Raw genomic sequence first — 17,406 nt, 5'->3', positions numbered from 1 at the left:
GGTCAGGCGTCCTTTCCGGGGGTCGGCGCGGCCGGTCCGTCGCGGCCCAGTTCGGCATGCAGCGCCTCCAACTGGCCGCTGTCCTGCAATACCTGCTCCAACAGCGTCTCTAGCTGTTCCGAACTGTCTGCCTTGGTCATCAAATCGCGCAGCTTGGTGCGCGTCTCCATCAGGCGACGCAGCGGTTCGACCTGCTGGACGATCCGGCCGGGCTCGAAATCCTCCATCGATTCGAACTTCAGATCGACCGGCAGGGTGCTGCCATCGTCCTTCAACGTATTCTCGACGCGCAGTTTTAGGCCTGGCGACATGCGCTGCATGACCTGATCGAAATTGTCGCGATCGATCTGGATGAACTTGCGATCGCGCAGCGGCTTGAGCGGCTCGGTCGGATCACCTGAGAAATCGCCCATCACCCCCATCACGAAGGGCAGTTCCTTTACCTCGACGGCACCCTCCGTCTCGACGTCATAGGTGATGTGGACACGGGGCTTTCGCACCCGCTTCAGCTTGTCGTGAACGCTTTCGGCCATGTTCTCACCCCGTTAGTAACCGTTGTCGTCATTGCCGCCATCCGCGCCACGACCGATGCCGGCCCGCAGCAGGAACAGCGCACGTTGCTCACCGTCCGGCAGGAGTTCCGCCAGCAGTTCGACCGCCGTCAAATTCGCCCGCCGCACCACATGCCTCAGGCTTTCCCCCACGATGGATTGTGGTTCGTTACGGTCGAAGAACGCTGCGACCTCCAAGAGGGTTGCAAGCGCCCGTTCACGGTTCATCGGTTCGGGTGCCGGTGGTGGGGCGGCGACTGGAATCGCCTCCCCCTCCGCACCGGTCGGCGCGACGACGACCGGTTCCTCCACCGCCGCCGCCTCGACCTCGCCTAAGTCGTTACCGGGACCATGGACGCGCAGCAGGGCCGCCGCGTCCTCTAGTGGGCGTGATACCTGCGAGCCGAAGCGGCCGAACGGCGTATGCGCGTCGATCACCCCCATCAACCGGTCGAGCGCGGCCAGCGCCGCCGCGATTCCCGCCGCCGCTTGCCCGGCGAAATCGGGCGAGGCGCGGTGGATCGCATCCTCCATCGCGGTGATCTGGGCACGGCGGCGCTCTACCAGTTCCTCGGCCAGATCGGGGTCTTCGTGCCGGGTGCTCTGCGCCTGCACCGTCTCCACCGTCCACAGCGCGACGGCGGGATGCTCGTGGTCGCTCAGTGGCAGCAGCTTGATCGGTTGCAGCAGCGTGCCGACATCGCCGTTGCCGAACAGGCCGAACAGCGGTGCGACGCGGGTCTCGACGCCGTCCTCGTCTTCCTGCGGGTGCAGCCCCTCGTTCCAGAACCGCTCGACCAGCCCGGCGAGCAGATCGAACCCCGCCGCCACCCCGGGAAAGCCGTCGCTGCGCAACCATGCCTCGGTCAGCCAGGCGGCGACCTGCAGGTCCTTGGTTTCCGCCAGCAGCGCGGTGCCGCCCTGCGCCACCGTTTCCCAGGCGCGGATGCCCGCCAGCAACGGCACCGCATCGGGATCGCCGGAGGTGATCGCGTTGCGTTCCGCCAGCCGCGCCTCGTTACGCGCGTCCTTGATCGCCAAATACAGGCCGGAGCCGCTGCCGCCGCCGCCACGCACGTCTGGGCCGGCGCCCGTCAGTCCGTCCGGCCCCTCGATCGGGGCGAGCAGTTCCTCGATGGCGAAACGATCATTCATCCAGGCTTCCCCCACCGGTGTCATGAGGTGCCATCGCCCATGATGGCCGTCAAGCTGCGGGTCGCACTGGCAAAGTGCGCTGCCCCCTGATAATCGCACGCACAGGGTGCCCGCGTCGGCCGAAGGGGAAAATCGCGTGCTGGAACTCGTCGGGCGTTACCGGATCCTGGAACAGATCGGCGAAGGCGCGATGGCCGACGTCTACCGCGCCTATGATCCGCATATCGATCGCGCGCTGGTGGTGAAGGTCCTGAAGGCCGAATATCGGCAGGACCGCGAATATTCGATTCGCTTCCTGCGCGAGGCACGGGCAGCGGGCGCGCTGTCCCATCCCGGCATCGTCACCATCTTCGATGTCGGCGAGATCGACGGCTATCCGTTCATCGTCATGGAATATCTTGACGGCGAACCGCTGTCGGAAGTGATGAAGGCTGGTGCGCTGACCGCGCCGGAGGTGATCTCGATCGGCATCCAGCTGTCGTTCGCGCTCGGCTATGCCCATGCGCAGGGCGTGATCCATCGCGACGTGAAGCCGTCGAACATCATCGTGTCGCCGGATCGCAAAACGGTGAAGCTGCTCGATTTCGGTATCGCCCGCGTGGCCGAAGGCGACCTGTTCGAACAGGAATCGCTCAAGACCCAGATCGGCCAGGTGGTCGGCACGCCGCGCTACATGAGCCCCGAACAGGCGCTGGGCCGCGATCTCGACGGGCGGTCGGACATCTTCTCCCTCGGCGTCGTGCTGTACGAACTGGCGTCGGGCCGCCGCGCCTTCCCCGCGGTGAACGCCGCCACGCTCGCCACCCAGATCGTGCAGGCCGATCCGGAACCACTGGCCAACGTGGCGCACGATGTGCCGCGCGGGTTGCAGTTCATTATCGGCAAGGCGATGAGCCGCGATCCCGCGCAGCGTTTCGCCGACGGCCACCGCATGGCGGAGGCATTGCGCCGCGAACTGTCGGTCAACCGCACCGTCGCACGCGAGGCACTTGAGCGGCGTCAGTATATTCCGTTCGCCGTGAAGCTGGCGGTGCTGCTTACGCTCATCACCGCCGTCGTGCTCGGCGCGTCGGTGGTGACCGCGATCGTGACTCAACGGCGCGCGATGCGCGACGTGGCGCTGGCATCGGGGCAGGCGATCTCGTCGTTCGTCGCCAACAACGCCGCGCTTCGCGCGGTAGACAACGCATCGCTGCCGCCGGAGGCGCAGGACTGGCTGCCGGTGGAGATCTTCGTCCGCTCCGCCGCGGCCGATCGCGGCATCCGGGGGATCACCGTCGTGGATGCCGGCGGGGTCGTGCGCGCGGCCAGCGACGCGACCCGGGTCGGCCGCCCCTACCGCGCCCCGACCGGGGAAAAGGCAGTGGAAAGAAACGACGGCATCACCGTCACCTCCGTGGCGGGGGGCGAGGGGTTCCGCTTCGTCCGGCCGATCACCTATGCCGGACGCGGGTTCGGCAAGGTCGACGTGGCGGTGGATGCCACCGCGCTACGTGCCGCCTCGCGCACGTCGGAACTGGCATTGCTGCTCGTCTCGATCGTTACGCTCGGGGCGGTGGCCGCCGCCGCCTATCTCAGCGGCCGGATGCTGAAATCCCCGATCGAGCGGCTGCGCGACGCGCTGTACGACATCGCCCGCGGCAATCTCGACTTCCGCATCTCGCACAGCCGCAAGGACGAATTCGGCGAATTGTTCGACGGGGTGAACATGGTCGCGCAGAGCATGGAGGAACGGCTCAATTCGGTCGAGGCGCTGCTGCTAGACCCGCCGTCGACCCCGGCCGAGCGGACCGAGACCGCCCCTGCCCTCGAAACCGTCATTCTCGCGCAGGTTGAAGGCGTCCGCCGCCCTGAACCGACCCCAGACCCGGCGGCGACCGATGCCGATCCCGACGCGCCCCCGCCCGAACGCGTCCGCACCTGGGCGCATGACGATGACGAGGACAGCACGCTGGCCGGCGAATTGCCGGACAACCGGATGTAGGGTCGTCGGGCCGCCGGCCATATCGGCCAGCGTGGGATGCCACGGCCTGTCCCATTCCGTCATTGCGAACGCAGCAAAGCAATCCGGAGCCCAGCGCGTGACGCACTGGATTGCTTCGCTACGCTTGCAATAACGGATGGATGAGTTTCACGCCATCATACGCTAAAACCGTCCCGTCGTCGCGAGCGGAGGGCGCCATGACAGGGCGGGGATCGAGTGATCCCCGCCCTGTCACGCCACCTAGCGCGTCTGAACCGCGCCCTGGATACGCCGCGCCCGCGCCAGATCGGCGGCGATGGCGCGGTTGTCAGGATCATATTGCAACGCCCGGCCGAGCAGGGAGACGGCGCGGTCGATCCGACCGGCGGTCATCTGCTCCAGCCCCTGGCGGCGATAGCGCAACGCGGTGGCAGGATCGTTCTGGGGGGCGGCGGGTGCCGCGCCGGTCGCTGGCGTGGCCCCGGTCGCCGGCGCGGTCCGCCGCGGCGGCCGGACCCGCGTCACCGGCGGGCGCGACCGCTGCACGCCGGGGCGTGACGGTTCGCGTACCCGGCCCGGCATCTGGATGATGTCGCCGGGCTTCAGCATGTTCGGCGCGATGCCGCTGATTCGCGCAAGCGCATAGAATTTGTAGGAGTCACCCAAATAGTCGAGCGCGAGCGTGATGAAGGTATCACCTGGCGCAACGACGTAGCTAAAGCTGTTGCGTGGCACCATCGCATAGGGATTACCCTTGATCGACTGTTCCAGCACCTTCGCCTCGCGACGGCCGGGGTCCTGCGCCAGCAGCGCGTCGAGTTCCACCCGTGCGGCCTTCTCGTCGTTGCGGTTGAGCAGATCGACCACGCGTGCCAGCCGCTGCGTCGGGTTGAGGCCGGGCGTCGCCTGCGGCATATCGCCGGTATTCCCGGTCGCGGGGGCGACCGGTGCCGCTTCCGGCGGGGCTGGCAGCGGCTGCAGTTCGGCCTTCTTACCACAACCGCCCAGCAGCGTCAGCATCGCCGCCGCCGCCAGCATCGTTCCCGTCCGCGCGGCGCGCGGCTGACCTTCATTTATCATCATGACACCCCTGATTGGCCCGACTTCGCGGACATTCCCTATCGCCCTAACCTATCGCAAACGTTGCAGCGTGTCGTCCTGCGCCGCATCCGCCCGGATCAGGACGAAACTGACATTGTCCTTCGCGCCGTGTGCCAGCGTCAGTTCCAGCAGCCGGTCTGCCGCCTCATCCAGGCTCTGGCTCGTCGTCAGCACATCGGCGATGCCGTGATCGTCGATCATCCCGGTTAGCCCGTCCGAACACAGCAGGAAGATGTCGTCGCCCTCGATCGGCCCGCTGTGCAGGTCGAGCGCCAGACTTTCCTGCACGCCGACCGCGCGGGTGATGACGTTGGACCGGCCGAAGGCGGGCGCATCGGCGCGGTTCAGGGCACCCGAATCGATCAGTTCCTGCACCATGCTGTGATCGCGCGTAATCTGGTCCAGCCGGCCGCCACGCAACAGGTAACCGCGGCTGTCGCCCGCCCACAGGCAGGCATAATGACCGCCAAAGGCAAGCAGCACGACCACCGTCGATCCGATTACCGTGCCGGGCGCGGACAGCCGGGCATGGGCGACCAGTGTGCGGTTCACCCGCTGGATCACGTCCTGTACATTGTCCAGAAAGGCAAATCCCGAATCCATCGGATCGATCGCGACCAGCGCATCGACGATCATCCCGCTGGCGAGATCGCCGCGCTGGTGCCCGCCCATCCCGTCCGCCACCGCCCACAGGCCGAGCGCGGTGCGCGAGAGGACGCGGTCCTCGTTCAGCTTGCGCACCCGCCCGACATGGGTGCGCTCCACCGCCACGAATGCGAGATCGCGCCGTTTCATCCCGTCCTCCCCGACAGCAAGGCGCGGAAGGCGTCGCCGACCGGCAGCCGCGCATCGTCACCGGCGGGCGCATCGGCCCCCGGATGCCACCAGCCGGTCGCCGGCGCCGCCGCGTCGCCCGGCGGGTCGATCGCCGCGACCGCCGCCAGCGCCGCCAGCGCCGCATCCGCCCCCTGCCCCGCATCCCGCACCGCGACCAGCGCATCCGCCGCCGCCGCGCACCATGTTTCCGCGGCCTCGCGTCCCGCCGCTGCGCTGGTCACGGTCGCGACCACCGGGAAGATGCGCCCGACCCCGTCGCCGCTGGCGACCGCCACCGCGATCACCAGTCCTTCCGCGCTCGCGACGGCAAAGCGCCAGCCGTCGAGCGCAGCGACCGCCGCGTCCAGCGGCGTCCCCGCCGCCACCGCGCCGCCCAGTTCGCCGTCCAGCCAGTCGTCGATCCGGGTCAGCACCGCCCCCGGCCCGCCCCGGCGCACGAAATCGCCATGCGCGGGCAGCTTGCCGACGATCCCGACGATCGGCGTAGGGGCGGATGTCATCACATCGCCGCCGGACATTGGAAACTCGCCAGTTCGGGCAGGCGGAACGGGCTGGGGCCGGACAGCACCCGGATGCGGAACGACGCGGTCGCGCCGCCATCGGTCACGCTGACGACCAAGCCGCTGGCCGTGACGTTGCTGACCGGATTGTCGCGCAGGAAGCGGAACAACGCCCAGTCGCCGTTCCATTGCCGAATGCTGGGAGTGGCCGAGCCGCTGTGCTGCACGCTCATCGTCACGCCTGGCGCATTGCCTGGCCAGCGCATCTCTACCCCGCGCCGATTGACCCGGTCGAACGCAGCTGGCGCGCCATCGACGGTCAGCGTGACCGCGGAGGCATCACCACCGACCTGGATCGGCTCGATCAGGAAACGCAGGTTGGGGCGGATATCACCGGGCTTGAAGAACACGTCGCGGATGCGCCCCGCCTTGCCCAGTTGCGCCACCGCCTGCGGCGACAGGCCCAGCGCGCGACCCGACTGGGTCAGTGCCCAGTTGCGCCGCGACGTATCGATCTGCCCGGACAGGTTGGTCGTCACGAACGCGTCGATCAGGCCGGAGGGGCGGAACAGCCGGCTGAAATCGTCGACCGTCGCCTCGCGCGGGGATTGGCGGAACGGGAAGCCCATCGCGGTGATGCTGCGGCATTCCGGCCCCAGCTGCGCGGCATATTGCGTCTTCAGCCCCGTCCGCGCGTCGCGGTTGAGCTGCGTGGTGGAGGCAGAGACGAAGCCGTTGAACAACCGTCCGGCCGCCGGCGGCATCGTCGCCGCCACCTGTCCCAGCCGCGCGGTCGCCGCCATCGCGCCGGCCTGCCGGTCGCGCTGGAGCAACGGATCGCCCAGCCCGGCGGCGGAGCGCACGGCGGTGCCGGTATCGCCCACCGCGGTCAGCGCGTTCAGCGCATCGTCGATCGGCGCGGGGCCGGTCGCCGGGTTCATCTCACGCAGCCAGCGGAAATGCTCGACCACCTCGTCCAGCGGTCCCGGCGGGCCGGCGGGCGCGGTGGCGGCGGCGTTGCCGACCTGATCGGCACGCTGCATCCCGCGATAGATGTTGCGCGAGAAGATCGATCCGACCCGCAGCGCCGCCGATCCCTTGCCCTTGCGCAGCGACGGCGGCGTCAGGTTCGTCTCGTCCGCCCAGGACTGGAACAGCGCCTTGACCGGCGAGGGCGGGCGCACCGCCATCCGCAACCGTTCGTCCATCGGCATCTCGCCGCTGACGACTACGTCGTCGATCGTCTCGTCCCAGCGGCGCGTGAAATCGGCGAGATAGGTGGTCAGCAGTGCATCCTTCACTGCGCCCGCGCGACTGTCGAGCAGCCCGCCGCCCGCCATCGCCGGCCCGCCCGTGACCCATGACTCGTCCGCCGACTGGGTGGCGTAGCGCCCGATCGCGGGCACGACGTTCTGATAGAAGAACCGCCGCCGGAACATGCCGGGGATACCGGCGGTCAGCGCTTTGCTCGACCGGCGCGTGAACAGCCGCGACGTGCCGACGCCCGGCACCTGCGCCAGCGTCCATTCGGGCAGGTTGCGTAAGGCCGGGTCCGCCAGCATCTGCGCATAGACCCGCTCCCCCGGCCCCAGCGAGGCGACGCGCGCGCGCGCATCCGCGATCACCGTCGCGCTCAGACGTGGCGGTTGCATCGGCCCGGCCAGCAGCGTGGCGAGGTGGCGGTGGAGCGCGGCGCGCGCCGGCGCCTGTTCCTCACCCGGCAGCCGTTCCGCCCAGTCGTCGTCGAACGCGGCGAGGATGCCGGCGCGGTCGAGCGGCGCGCCGGGCGCGCGGCCCAGCATCAGATAGAGGCGCAGCGCCGCATAGATCGCCGCACGATTGTCGCGTCCCTCCGCCGGTGCCTCGCCGGCAAGACCCGACAACCGGTCCTCCAGCCCCAGCAACAGGCGCGGCAGGAACTGGCGGTTGAGCAGGTTGCGGTACGCACCGTCCACCTGCACCCGGAAACTGTCCGCGCGGCCGATGCCCCATGAGAAACCCGGCGAGCGATCGTCGGGCGCGGCGGTGGAGGCGAAGGGCAGCGCGCGTGCCGCCTCCAGCGCCTCCAGTACCTGCAACACGTCGCTGTCGCTGACCGGGCCGGGCGGCAGGGTCGCCACCTGTTTGCCCAGCGCGGTGGCGCGCACGCCCAGCCGCTCGATCAGCGCGGCATTGCGGAAATAGCTGTACGTCCACAGCCCCAGCAGCAGCACCGCCGCCGCCGCCGCGCCGCCGATCGTGCCCAGCCGCACCAGCCGCGCCCGGCGTTCCTCCTTCGGATCGCGTCCGGCGAGCGCGGATTCCGGGAACACCACCTTGGTCAGCAGATCGCGCAGGAAATAGCTGCGCCCACGCGCCGGCTCCGCCCGGCCCGTCGCCAGCGGCAGGCCGAATCGCGCCGACAAGGCCCCCAGCAACCGGTCGATCGGCCGCCCGAACTGGGTGCCGCTGGTGAAATAGAAGCCGCGCACGAACGGGCGCGGTTCGTACTTCGTCTCGCGCGTGATCGTCGCCAGCATATGGCCGAGCGGCTGGCGCAGCGAGGCGAACTGCTGCGGAAACGCGAAGATCAGCCCGCGTCGCACCATGTCCTGTTCGGCCTGCACCCGCATCAGCACGCGCGCGTCGAGCCGCTCGACCAGTCGGTCGAACGCCACGTCCAGCGCCTGCGGGCTGGCGGCGGCATGGCCGAGGGGCGCGGTGGCGGCATCCGCGACCGACCACGTCTCGCCCCACACCTGCTCGCGTTCGTGGCTCGACATGTCGTCGAAGAATTCGGTGAAGCCGGCCAGCAGATCGAGCTTGGTCAGCAGGATGTAGATCGGCGTCCGTACCCCGAACGCGGTCTGCACCTCGTTGATCCGGGCGCGCACCGCGCGGCCATGCGCCACCGCCGCGCTCTCGTCCGCCCCGGTCAGGTCGGTGACGGAGATCGCGACGATGATGCCCGTCACCGGCTGGCGCGGGCGATATTTGCGCAGCAGGTCCAGGAACCCCTTCCACGCCTGCGCATCGACCGCCTCGTCGCTGTCCTGCGTGGTGTAGCGGCCGGCGGTGTCGATCAGCACCGCCTGATCCGTGAACCACCATTCGGTCGTCCGCGTACCGCCCAGCCCGCGCACCGGCTCGTCGCCCAGCGCCTGCGCAACCGGGAAATCGAGACCGCTGTTCTTCAGCGCGGTCGTCTTGCCCGCGCCCGGCGGGCCGATGATGATGTACCAGGGTAGTTCATAGACGAACTCGCCCTTCTTGCCGACCCGCGTCTCGCGCATCAGCTCCAGCGCGCGGGCGGCGCGTTCCTCCATCGCGGCGACGTCGGCGGCGGCTAGCGTTCCCTGCGGATCGGGGGAGGCCTGCGTCTCGCCCAGTTCGGCGATCATCGCCTGATTCTGGCGCTTCGCCTTCGCCCGCGTCCACCACAGCCGCACGCCATAGCCGGCGAACACCAGCGCGATCAGCGCGAGGCGCACCCACGCACTGCCCAAGGGCACCTTGCCCGCGATGGCGATCAGCGGTCCGACGAACCAGATCAGCAAGCCGACCAGCAACAGCCCGGCGACGGTCAGCACCCAGCGCGGCGGGCTGCGCCGCAGCCAATAGGGGATGTGCGGGCGGATCATCGGGTCGGCCCTTCGGCATAGGTCTTCGGAATCGCGACTTCGACGCGGCGGTTCTGGCGTCGGCCGGTTTCGGCGGCATTGTCCGCGACGGGTTGCGTCTCGCCGACGCCCGCCGGCTGCAACCGGTCGGCCGGCACGCCCGCCGCCTGCAACGCGGTGACCACCGCCGCCGCCCGCGCCTGGCTCAATGCCTGGTTCGAGGGGTAGCGGAGCGAGGCGATCCGCTGGTCATCGGTATGGCCGGTCACCGGCACCGGCCCCTCGGTGATGCCGATCGCCTGCGCGATCCGGCCCATCGTCTTGCCATACCCGGCATCGAGATCGGCGGAACCGGAGGCGAACAGCCCCCGGTCCTTCAACCGCACCGCCACCGCATCGGGATCGTCGGTCACGCCGACGCGGCCGGCATCGATATCGGGTTTCAATATGTCGAGGATGGTCAGGTACAGCTTGCTGTCACCCTCCGGCGCGGGCGCGGTGCGGTTCAGCTCCGCCGGGCCGGTGCGATAGACGGCGGACAGCGGCGCCAAAGCGTCGTCGCCCAGCGACGACAGGCGGAACAGGAAACCGGCGTAACAGGCCAGCAACAGAACCGCGAAGCCAGCGGCATAGACCCAAGCAGGAATCTCCCGCGTGATCGGCCGGTACGCCGCCTCCACCCCGCGCCATGCCGGCGACAGGCTGCGTTCGACCGGCCCGCGCAGGTTGCGGATCGCGGCGTAGAGCCGGTCGCGCAACTGCACCAGTCGGCTGGCGCCGCCGCGTTCCAGCCGCATCCGCCCCTCGAACCCGAACGACAGGCAGAGGTAGATCAGTTCCAGCAGGTTGGGCGACCGGCCCGGCCGCGCCTCCAGCGCGTCGGCCACCTCGAACATGCGGTCGCCGGACACGACCTCGTTGTGGAAGGTCGCGACCAATGTCTGCGCGCCCCAGCCGCTCTTCGCGCCCCACGGCGTCGACAGCACCACCTCGTCGATCAGCGCGCACAGGGCATAATGGCCATAACGCGATTCCTCGTCGCTGACCGCCAGTTCGCGGGTGCGGGTCTGGAACCGGCGCAGTTCGTCCACCACCGTCCGCCGCAGCCGCACCATGTCGTCGTGCGCCACCACGGAGCGCAGCGAATTGGCCAGCACGATCAGCGGCGTTCCCGCCGCCAGCAGCGGATTGGTGCTGGTGCCGGCAAAGCTTTCCAACGACGGCGCGGCGGGAGTGAACGGGCTTGCCGCCTCGCGCCGGGGCGGTTCGGAAGGGGTGGCACGCGGGGACGTAGTGGCGGGTCGCGCGAACGGGCCGGTGGCCGGCGCGCCGATCATCGTCCGGTCGCCATCGTCGCCGCCCGGTGGGGGCGGCGTATTACCACGGCCGATCATCGTGCGGTCGCCATCCTCGGGCGGATCGAAGGGGTTGCGACCGCCGCTCACCGGACGCGTCCGCGAATAGCCCACAACTCAAGGTCAAGATCGGGCACGTCGCCCGACACATGCACCGCCGCCGCTCCCGATCGCTCGATCAGCCGCCAGTCCTCCGACGTCGTGTTGATCTCGAAATAGACCATGCCGGCGCGGAACGGGATCTGGCGCGGTTCGGCCTGTAGCGGCCGGATCGGCGCGCCGCCGACCTGGAGATTGACGAGGTCGCGAATCCGCTCGACCCCGCCGATCTTGGTCCGCTTGGGCATGTTCTGGCGCAGCAGATCGGCATCGATCGACGAGCGCGCGGCGATCACGAAGGTGCAGTCCGCGAACAGCGACCGGTCGCTGATCCGAGCGACGCGGATGCCGTAGGCACGTTCCTCCAGCGGGATCGGGATCGCGGTCTGCTCGAACACCGCGCTCAGCGATTCGCGCAGGAACCCGATCACCGGCGTGAAGCTCGCCTGCAGATCGTTGTGGTTATACGCGCCCAGTTCGGGCGGCCGGTTGCTGCCCGTCTCAGTGAAGGTGGCCAGTTCACCCGCCAGCGCGATCAGCGCGCGGTACAGCTCGATCGGGTGAAGCTCGCCCGTCGCGGCGAGGTGGCGGATCACCGTCTCGTTGCGGTTGACCAGCATCAGGATCAGGAAATCGGTGATCTCGGCGATGCTCTTGCCGCCCGGATCGGCCAGCCGCCCCGCGATCGCCGCGCCGCGATGCTGCAATAACCCGCTGATTTCGGCCAGGAAGCCGCGCAGTTTCGCCGACACGTCGCAACTGACGGTGGTGGGGATGAAATCGGGGTCGATCACCAGCGATCCGTCCGCCCGCCGTTCCACCAGCCGCGCCACCGGCAGCGTGACGTACCCGGCCAGTTCCTGATGATCGTCGATCAGCCGCAGATTCAGTTTCGCCACCGTGATCGGCGCGGCGCCATCGGAGCCGGCGATGACGTCGTTCACCTCCACTTCCTGCCCGATCCAGCGCAGCGGCGGGCCGCCGGCCACGTCCAGCCGCGCCTCGTACCCGCCGGCGCGGCGGATCGGCACCGCCAGATGGATCAGGCTGTTGCGCAGCGATCCCGGCACCTCCAGCGGCAGCGGATGGTCGTCCGCCCCCGGCGCGTCGAACATCGTGCCGTCGGGCATGATCCCCGCCGCGCGCGACAGCGCGATCTTGCCGGTGCGCAGCAACGCCTCGTCGATTTCCAGATCGGCGAAGCCATAGCCGACCGGGTTCAGCCAGCGCAGGCCGTTTTCCGACCGGCGATCCAGATACCGTTCCAACTGCTGGAAATGCTGGGTGCGCAGGAACATTCCCTCCGCCCAGAGAACCTTGTTGTTCCAGTACATCGTCTCAGCGTTCCCCGCTTCGCTTGAACCGGCCGGTCAACGCCCATGCCCCGGTGCATCGATCTGCCGCAGTTGGTCTTCGTAGGATTCGCGGAACGCCCGGTTGATCGGGCCGTCCACGCTGTCGTCCGCCTCGCGCCGCTGCGCCGCGAACTGTTCGACATAATCGCTCCACGCCGCCGCACTGCGCTGTCCCGGCATCACGAAACCGCGATTGGCGGTGCGCGCCTCGATCTCGGCCGGCGACAGCAGGTCGAACGTCGCGCCGATCGCGCCGCGCATCCCCGCCAGCACGCACAGCATATGCGCCTTTACGTCGTGCAGCGCCTCGCTCAGCGCGCGTTCGCCGGTGATGTAGCCGGAACCGTCTTCGCTGCGCAGCAATTCGATCGCGATCCGCTGCGGCGGCACCCATTTGAACGGATTGTTGCCCTCCGGCCGGATCGTGGTGCGAACCATGCGGAAATCGTTCTTCAGCGCGGTCCGCTCGCTCATCAGGTCGGCGACGCCCAAGATCGCCTGCCGATAGACCGCGCCCAGCCGCTCCATCAGCAGCGCACGGTCCTCCCCCGCGAACGCGTTGGGCGACAACCGCGCCCCCGCGCAGAAACTGTCGAACAGCGCATCGTCCCCGTTGGCGGGGACGGTGGTCGGTGCAAGTGCGGGGGCCGAAGCCGGCGGCAAGATCGGATCGGCCACGGGCGCCGCCACCGGCAGGATAGGATCGTCCGCCATCACCGGCGGCGCGGGCGGCACCGGCAGGATCGGATCGACGATCGCGGCTGGTAACGGCGTGACCGGCGGCTCGCTCCGTTGCACCGGTGCGGGTGGGGGCGCGGCTGCGGGCGTCACCGGCACGGCATCCCAGTCGGAGGGGATGGCGATGTCGCCGGGCACCGCCGGTCCGGGTTCGCGCAGGATCGGACTGACGAACGGCGCGTCGAAGCCCAGCCCGTGTTCGCGCGCGGGCGGCGGCGGCGGTTCGGCCCAGCCCTGGGGTGTCCCGATCAATTCCGTATGATCCGGCCGGCGATGCGGCGCCACCGGGTCCCAGTCGCCCGCCGTGAATTCGCGCCGGCGTTCCCACGCGTCGACACCGTCACCCGGTTCGTCGTCCAGCTTGATCGGATCGGGGCGCAACGCGCTGCCGAACGGGTCGCGCGGCTTGGGCGGCGGGGCGTCCGCATCGTCGCGCGCCAGCGAGAAGGGATCGTCCCCCGCCACCGGCTTCTCCTCGACGACCGCGCCGGCATCCTCCTCGGCGACGATCATATAGGGGCCGAACACGATGCTCTCCCCGCGCGACACGGAAACCGGCCGGTCATGGTCCAGCCGGGTGCGCGGATTGCCGACGAACACGCCGTTGGCGCTGGTGTCGCGGATCGTCAGCATCCCGCCCCGCACCGCGACGGTCAGGTGCAGGCGCGACATGTCGCGTTCGGGATCGGGCACCTGCCAGTCGGCCTTGATGCCGCGGCCGATCGTCATCTCCCCCTCGTCCAGCACGCGGCTGTCGATCTGGCGCGACGGGTCCTGCCGGTGGAACAGGCGCAGCCGGATCATGCGCGCCCGCGCCCCAAGATACTGCAATCCCGCATTCTCACCGTTCCCTGAAAGGTTTCACGAACACCGATCCGCCCTGCGGGATCGGCCCGACATGGCGTGCGACCGTCCCGTAATCGCGATCGCCCGGCCGATCGCGGATCAGCGCATCGCCGATCACGCCGCCATCGGTCGTCGCCCGCAATTCGAGCACGATGGTGCCATCAAGTTCCTGCGTCGCCACGCCGATCGTCTCCTCACCCTTCGGTACCTGCACAGCCGCGATCAGCAGCGCGGCGACGGGCAGGCCGATGGCGGTCCACCGTTCACGCATCGCCGGACCATTCGTCCAGCCGCTTCGCCACCTCGGCACGCAGTTCGTCCAGCTTCGGCACCCATTGCTCGTCGAACGTCGCATCCCACACCAGATCGCGCCACGCGAAGGTCGCGCTGCACGTTCCGCTCTGCCCATCTTCGGAACGGCACGACACCGCGACGCCGCCGTCCTCGCCTTTGTACACGTACCGGTTCACCGTGGCGCCGGCCGACCGCGCCACCCTGGTCAGCCTGCCCGTCTTCGGCTGGGGTGCCTGCCCCCTGGCGACCGCACAGGCGCGCGGCACCTGATCGATGACCGGCGGCGTGTTGAAGTTACAGAATTTTTCAGTCGTTCCCAGGATCACCCGAACCTGCTCGGCCGGGGCGGTTTCCGATCCCAGCACGAAGTACAATCCATCGTAATCATCCTTGGGCAGGAAGAAGACGTTCTCCTCCTCCAACGCCTGCTCGGGCAGATTGAAGACGTGGCCACCCACCTTCTCCTGCTTCATGGCCGCACCTGAACAGCCGGCAGCCAGTAGCGCCAGTAACCACCCAGTGGCTGCCCGCATCGCACGCTCCCCATCATCGCGCCTCGTTCATCCAGATTTGTTCGTACATGTCCGATTCCCACTCGGTCCCGGTAACGGCCGTGCCGCCGAAGGTACGCTTGGGCAGGCCGTTCGCGACGAAGACGTCGTGGTGATAGCGACTGACCAATGACGGCGTCGGTGTCACGCCGCGTTCGATCAGGTCGGTATGGGCATGCATCAGTTCCCGCCCGATCTTCTCCACCTTCGCATCGGCGACGGCTTCGGGCATGTCCCAGCCGTCCGCCCGCTTGATGAAGTTCTTCAGCCGCCAGTTCGAGAACTGACCCATCGCGGTGTCGTTCCTGACGATGCCGATCGCGGTTTCACCGATCGGATCGCCGCGCTTCATCCGCGATTCCCAATAGGCTTCGCGCTGGTTCGCTTCGTCGAACGCCTTTTCCTGTGGCGAGATCGGGGGCGTCGCCCATCGCGCATCCTCGCCACCGGCAGCGGCCGGCGCGCCGGCCCCACCCGCGCTGGCCCCACCCGCGCCACCGGCACCGGCACTCCCGGCTCCGCTGCCCGACAGCGCCATCACCGGATCGCCCGTAGCGACCTTCTTGCCCCCCGCTCCCGGCCCGCCGCCGCCCGGTGCCGCCGCCGCGCCGCCGGACAGCGCCATCGCCGCGGTCGCCGCCGCCTTGGCGGGCGGCGAGACGGCGGCGACCGGAAAGGACGGGCCGCCGCAGTTCAGGTTTACGGTCGGCGCATCGATCCACACCCCCTCGGGCGAGATCACGATCGTGCTGGCGCCGACCTTCAGAGTCACCGCCTCCATCGATTCGATCAGGATGGGCTTTTTCGCGAACAGGCGGCTGGTCGTGTCGACCGTCACCTCCTGCAATCCCTTCACGTGCGCGAACTCGTCCTTGGTCACCTCGCGCCGGAAATCGCGGCCGGAGCGCAGATAGACCTCCTCCGCCCCGCCCTTGTCCTCGAACAGGAACTCGTGCGCCAGCCCGCCCTCGCCAAACGTGCGGAAACCCGCCTGCGTCAGGTTGGCGGGTACCTTGTAGCTGTGCTGGTTGCTGCCATTGTACAGGCACCCGACCACCACAGGCCGGTCGGCGCGACCCTCGACGAAATCGACCAGCACCTCCATGCCGGGGCGCGGCACGAACTGCGCGCCCATCTGGTTACCCGCCCATTGTTGCAGCACCCGGACCCAGCAGGTGGAGGCGCCCGCCACGTCCCAATGGAACTTCACCTTCACCCGGCCATGGCCGTCGGGATCGTTTTGATCGACCACCACCGCGGTCTGCGGGCCACGGCTGGAGGCGCGCGGCGTGCTGCGCTCGGGGCGGAAGGTCTGCGCGCTCGGCTGCGCCTCGAACTGCTGCTCGTACGAAGGCTCGCCCTCGTCCTGCCCGTAAGGGTCGAACGCGTCGTGACTGACCGAGCGGACGACGATCCGCCGTTCGCGCGGCGACAGCCGGGGATCGTCGACCTGGAAGCGCGCGGCGGGGGCGAAGGCGACGTACGAGCCGCTGCCCTGCATCGTCACCGCACCGCTTTCCGATCCCTCGATGCGCAGCTTCGCGCGGTCGCGGCCGGCGCCGGGATCGGTATAATCCTCGGCGTATCGATAAATCTGGCCGCTGCCGGCCGCCCAGTCCAGCTTGCTGGGTGCGGTCACCGGGCTGAGATCGCCGGGCTTCGCGAAATCATAGTCATGCGTCACGACCTTCGCGGGCGTGCTGGCATAGCCCATCTGCAGGTCGCGCAGGCCGCGCAACAGATGATCGCGCCGGAACGACAGGTCGAATGGATCGCCGTCATAATAGCCGGACGGATCGCCCGCCAGGAACATGCGATGCTTGTAGGGGGCCGCGCCCTCGTCGAAGCGGAAGTGATAGAAGACGCCCTCGTCCTCCATCAGCCGGCTGACCAGCGCAAAATCGCTTTCGTCCTGCTGGACGATATAGGGCCGGGTGGCCGATGCCCCGTATTTGCCGTCGTCGAAGGCGATGCGATGTTCGCCGAGAATTGTCGCGATCACCTGACGCGCACTCTTGTCGGTGAAGATGCGGCGGTTGCGGGTCAGCGTCAGCGCCTCGAACGCCGGGGCGACCTCGATCGCGAACTCGACGTAGCTGCCCTTCTGATGGACGTGCCGGAACGATTTGCAGCGACCGTTGATCCGCCGCGATTCGGCCATGTCCGACGTGCCGAGCGAAAAGGTGATGGGCGCGTTGATCCACGCCGCAGCGGGCGGGATATCGCCCTGCGACCGCAACGTCAGGTGGAACAGGAACGGCGTGGAGATGCGTTCCTCGCCGGTCAGGCGGAACAGCTTGTACTGATCGATCGACCCCGGCGCTTCCAGGATATGCAGGAAGTTGTTGCTGTCGCGGTCACCCATGATGAACCTTGTTCCCTGCGGGGCATCGCGTGCGGGTGCCGGACGCGATCGTCGCGGCCGCCGATGGCAACGTGGGCGGCATCGCTGCCGCCCGCGC

Annotated in this window: 13 protein-coding genes; 1 reads left to right on the top strand and 12 read right to left on the bottom strand. The window is 68.8% G+C overall.

Annotated elements, in window-relative coordinates; translation table 11 throughout:
- Positions 1–2: 2 nt before the first annotated feature.
- Both tssB and tssA read right to left on the bottom strand, forming a co-directional pair.
- Positions 3–533, bottom strand: a complete 531-nt coding sequence (gene tssB, locus ABD719_RS11685; protein WP_344693550.1) for a type VI secretion system contractile sheath small subunit — start codon at positions 531–533, stop codon at positions 3–5.
- A gap of 12 nt (positions 534–545) precedes the next feature.
- A complete protein-coding gene (gene tssA, locus ABD719_RS11680; RefSeq protein WP_344693549.1) occupies positions 546–1,706 on the bottom strand; it encodes a type VI secretion system protein TssA in 1,161 nt (386 codons plus the stop codon).
- A 136-nt stretch (positions 1,707–1,842) separates the two neighbouring features.
- Between tssA and ABD719_RS11675 the strand changes: the two genes are divergently transcribed.
- Positions 1,843–3,690 (top strand): protein kinase domain-containing protein, encoded by a 1,848-nt coding sequence (locus ABD719_RS11675; protein ID WP_344693548.1) that lies wholly within the window; start codon positions 1,843–1,845, stop codon positions 3,688–3,690.
- A 240-nt stretch (positions 3,691–3,930) separates the two neighbouring features.
- Here ABD719_RS11675 and ABD719_RS11670 read toward each other — a convergent pair whose 3' ends face one another.
- The 10 genes from ABD719_RS11670 to ABD719_RS11625 are packed head-to-tail and all read right to left on the bottom strand — an operon-like array spanning position 3,931 to position 17,309.
- A complete protein-coding gene (locus ABD719_RS11670) occupies positions 3,931–4,749 on the bottom strand; it encodes a tetratricopeptide repeat protein (RefSeq protein WP_344693547.1) in 819 nt (272 codons plus the stop codon).
- A gap of 51 nt (positions 4,750–4,800) precedes the next feature.
- A complete protein-coding gene (locus ABD719_RS11665) occupies positions 4,801–5,565 on the bottom strand; it encodes a PP2C family protein-serine/threonine phosphatase (protein WP_344693546.1) in 765 nt (254 codons plus the stop codon).
- Complete coding sequence (gene tagF, locus ABD719_RS11660) at positions 5,562–6,107, bottom strand: type VI secretion system-associated protein TagF (RefSeq protein WP_344693545.1); 546 nt, start codon at positions 6,105–6,107, stop codon at positions 5,562–5,564. The genes ABD719_RS11665 and tagF overlap by 4 nt, the downstream gene beginning before the upstream one ends.
- Complete coding sequence (gene tssM / locus ABD719_RS11655; RefSeq protein WP_344693544.1) at positions 6,107–9,727, bottom strand: type VI secretion system membrane subunit TssM; 3,621 nt, start codon at positions 9,725–9,727, stop codon at positions 6,107–6,109. The genes tagF and tssM overlap by 1 nt, the downstream gene beginning before the upstream one ends.
- Positions 9,724–11,151 (bottom strand): type VI secretion system protein TssL, long form, encoded by a 1,428-nt coding sequence (gene tssL, locus ABD719_RS11650; RefSeq protein WP_344693543.1) that lies wholly within the window; start codon positions 11,149–11,151, stop codon positions 9,724–9,726. The genes tssM and tssL overlap by 4 nt, the downstream gene beginning before the upstream one ends.
- Positions 11,148–12,494 (bottom strand): type VI secretion system baseplate subunit TssK, encoded by a 1,347-nt coding sequence (tssK, locus tag ABD719_RS11645; RefSeq protein ID WP_344693542.1) that lies wholly within the window; start codon positions 12,492–12,494, stop codon positions 11,148–11,150. Before tssK ends, tssL begins: the two co-directional genes overlap by 4 nt.
- Positions 12,495–12,530: 36 nt before the next feature.
- A complete protein-coding gene (gene tagH / locus ABD719_RS11640) occupies positions 12,531–14,057 on the bottom strand; it encodes a type VI secretion system-associated FHA domain protein TagH (protein ID WP_344693541.1) in 1,527 nt (508 codons plus the stop codon).
- Between the two features lie 37 nt (positions 14,058–14,094).
- Entirely contained in the window at positions 14,095–14,370 is a 276-nt protein-coding gene (locus ABD719_RS11635; protein ID WP_344693540.1) for a hypothetical protein, read from the bottom strand.
- The gene (locus tag ABD719_RS11630; RefSeq protein ID WP_344693539.1) at positions 14,363–14,926 is read right to left on the bottom strand and encodes a hypothetical protein; all 564 of its coding nucleotides are present in this window, start codon (positions 14,924–14,926) and stop codon (positions 14,363–14,365) included. Before ABD719_RS11630 ends, ABD719_RS11635 begins: the two co-directional genes overlap by 8 nt.
- Positions 14,927–14,939: 13 nt before the next feature.
- Complete coding sequence (locus ABD719_RS11625; protein ID WP_344693538.1) at positions 14,940–17,309, bottom strand: type VI secretion system Vgr family protein; 2,370 nt, start codon at positions 17,307–17,309, stop codon at positions 14,940–14,942.
- Positions 17,310–17,406 lie beyond the last annotated feature (97 nt).

Source organism: Sphingomonas cynarae, assembly GCF_039537815.1.
Taxonomy (GTDB): Bacteria; Pseudomonadota; Alphaproteobacteria; order Sphingomonadales; family Sphingomonadaceae; genus Sphingomonas; species Sphingomonas cynarae.
The sequence above is the reverse complement of the archived record's forward strand: the minus strand, read 5'-3'. Positions and strand labels throughout refer to the sequence as shown.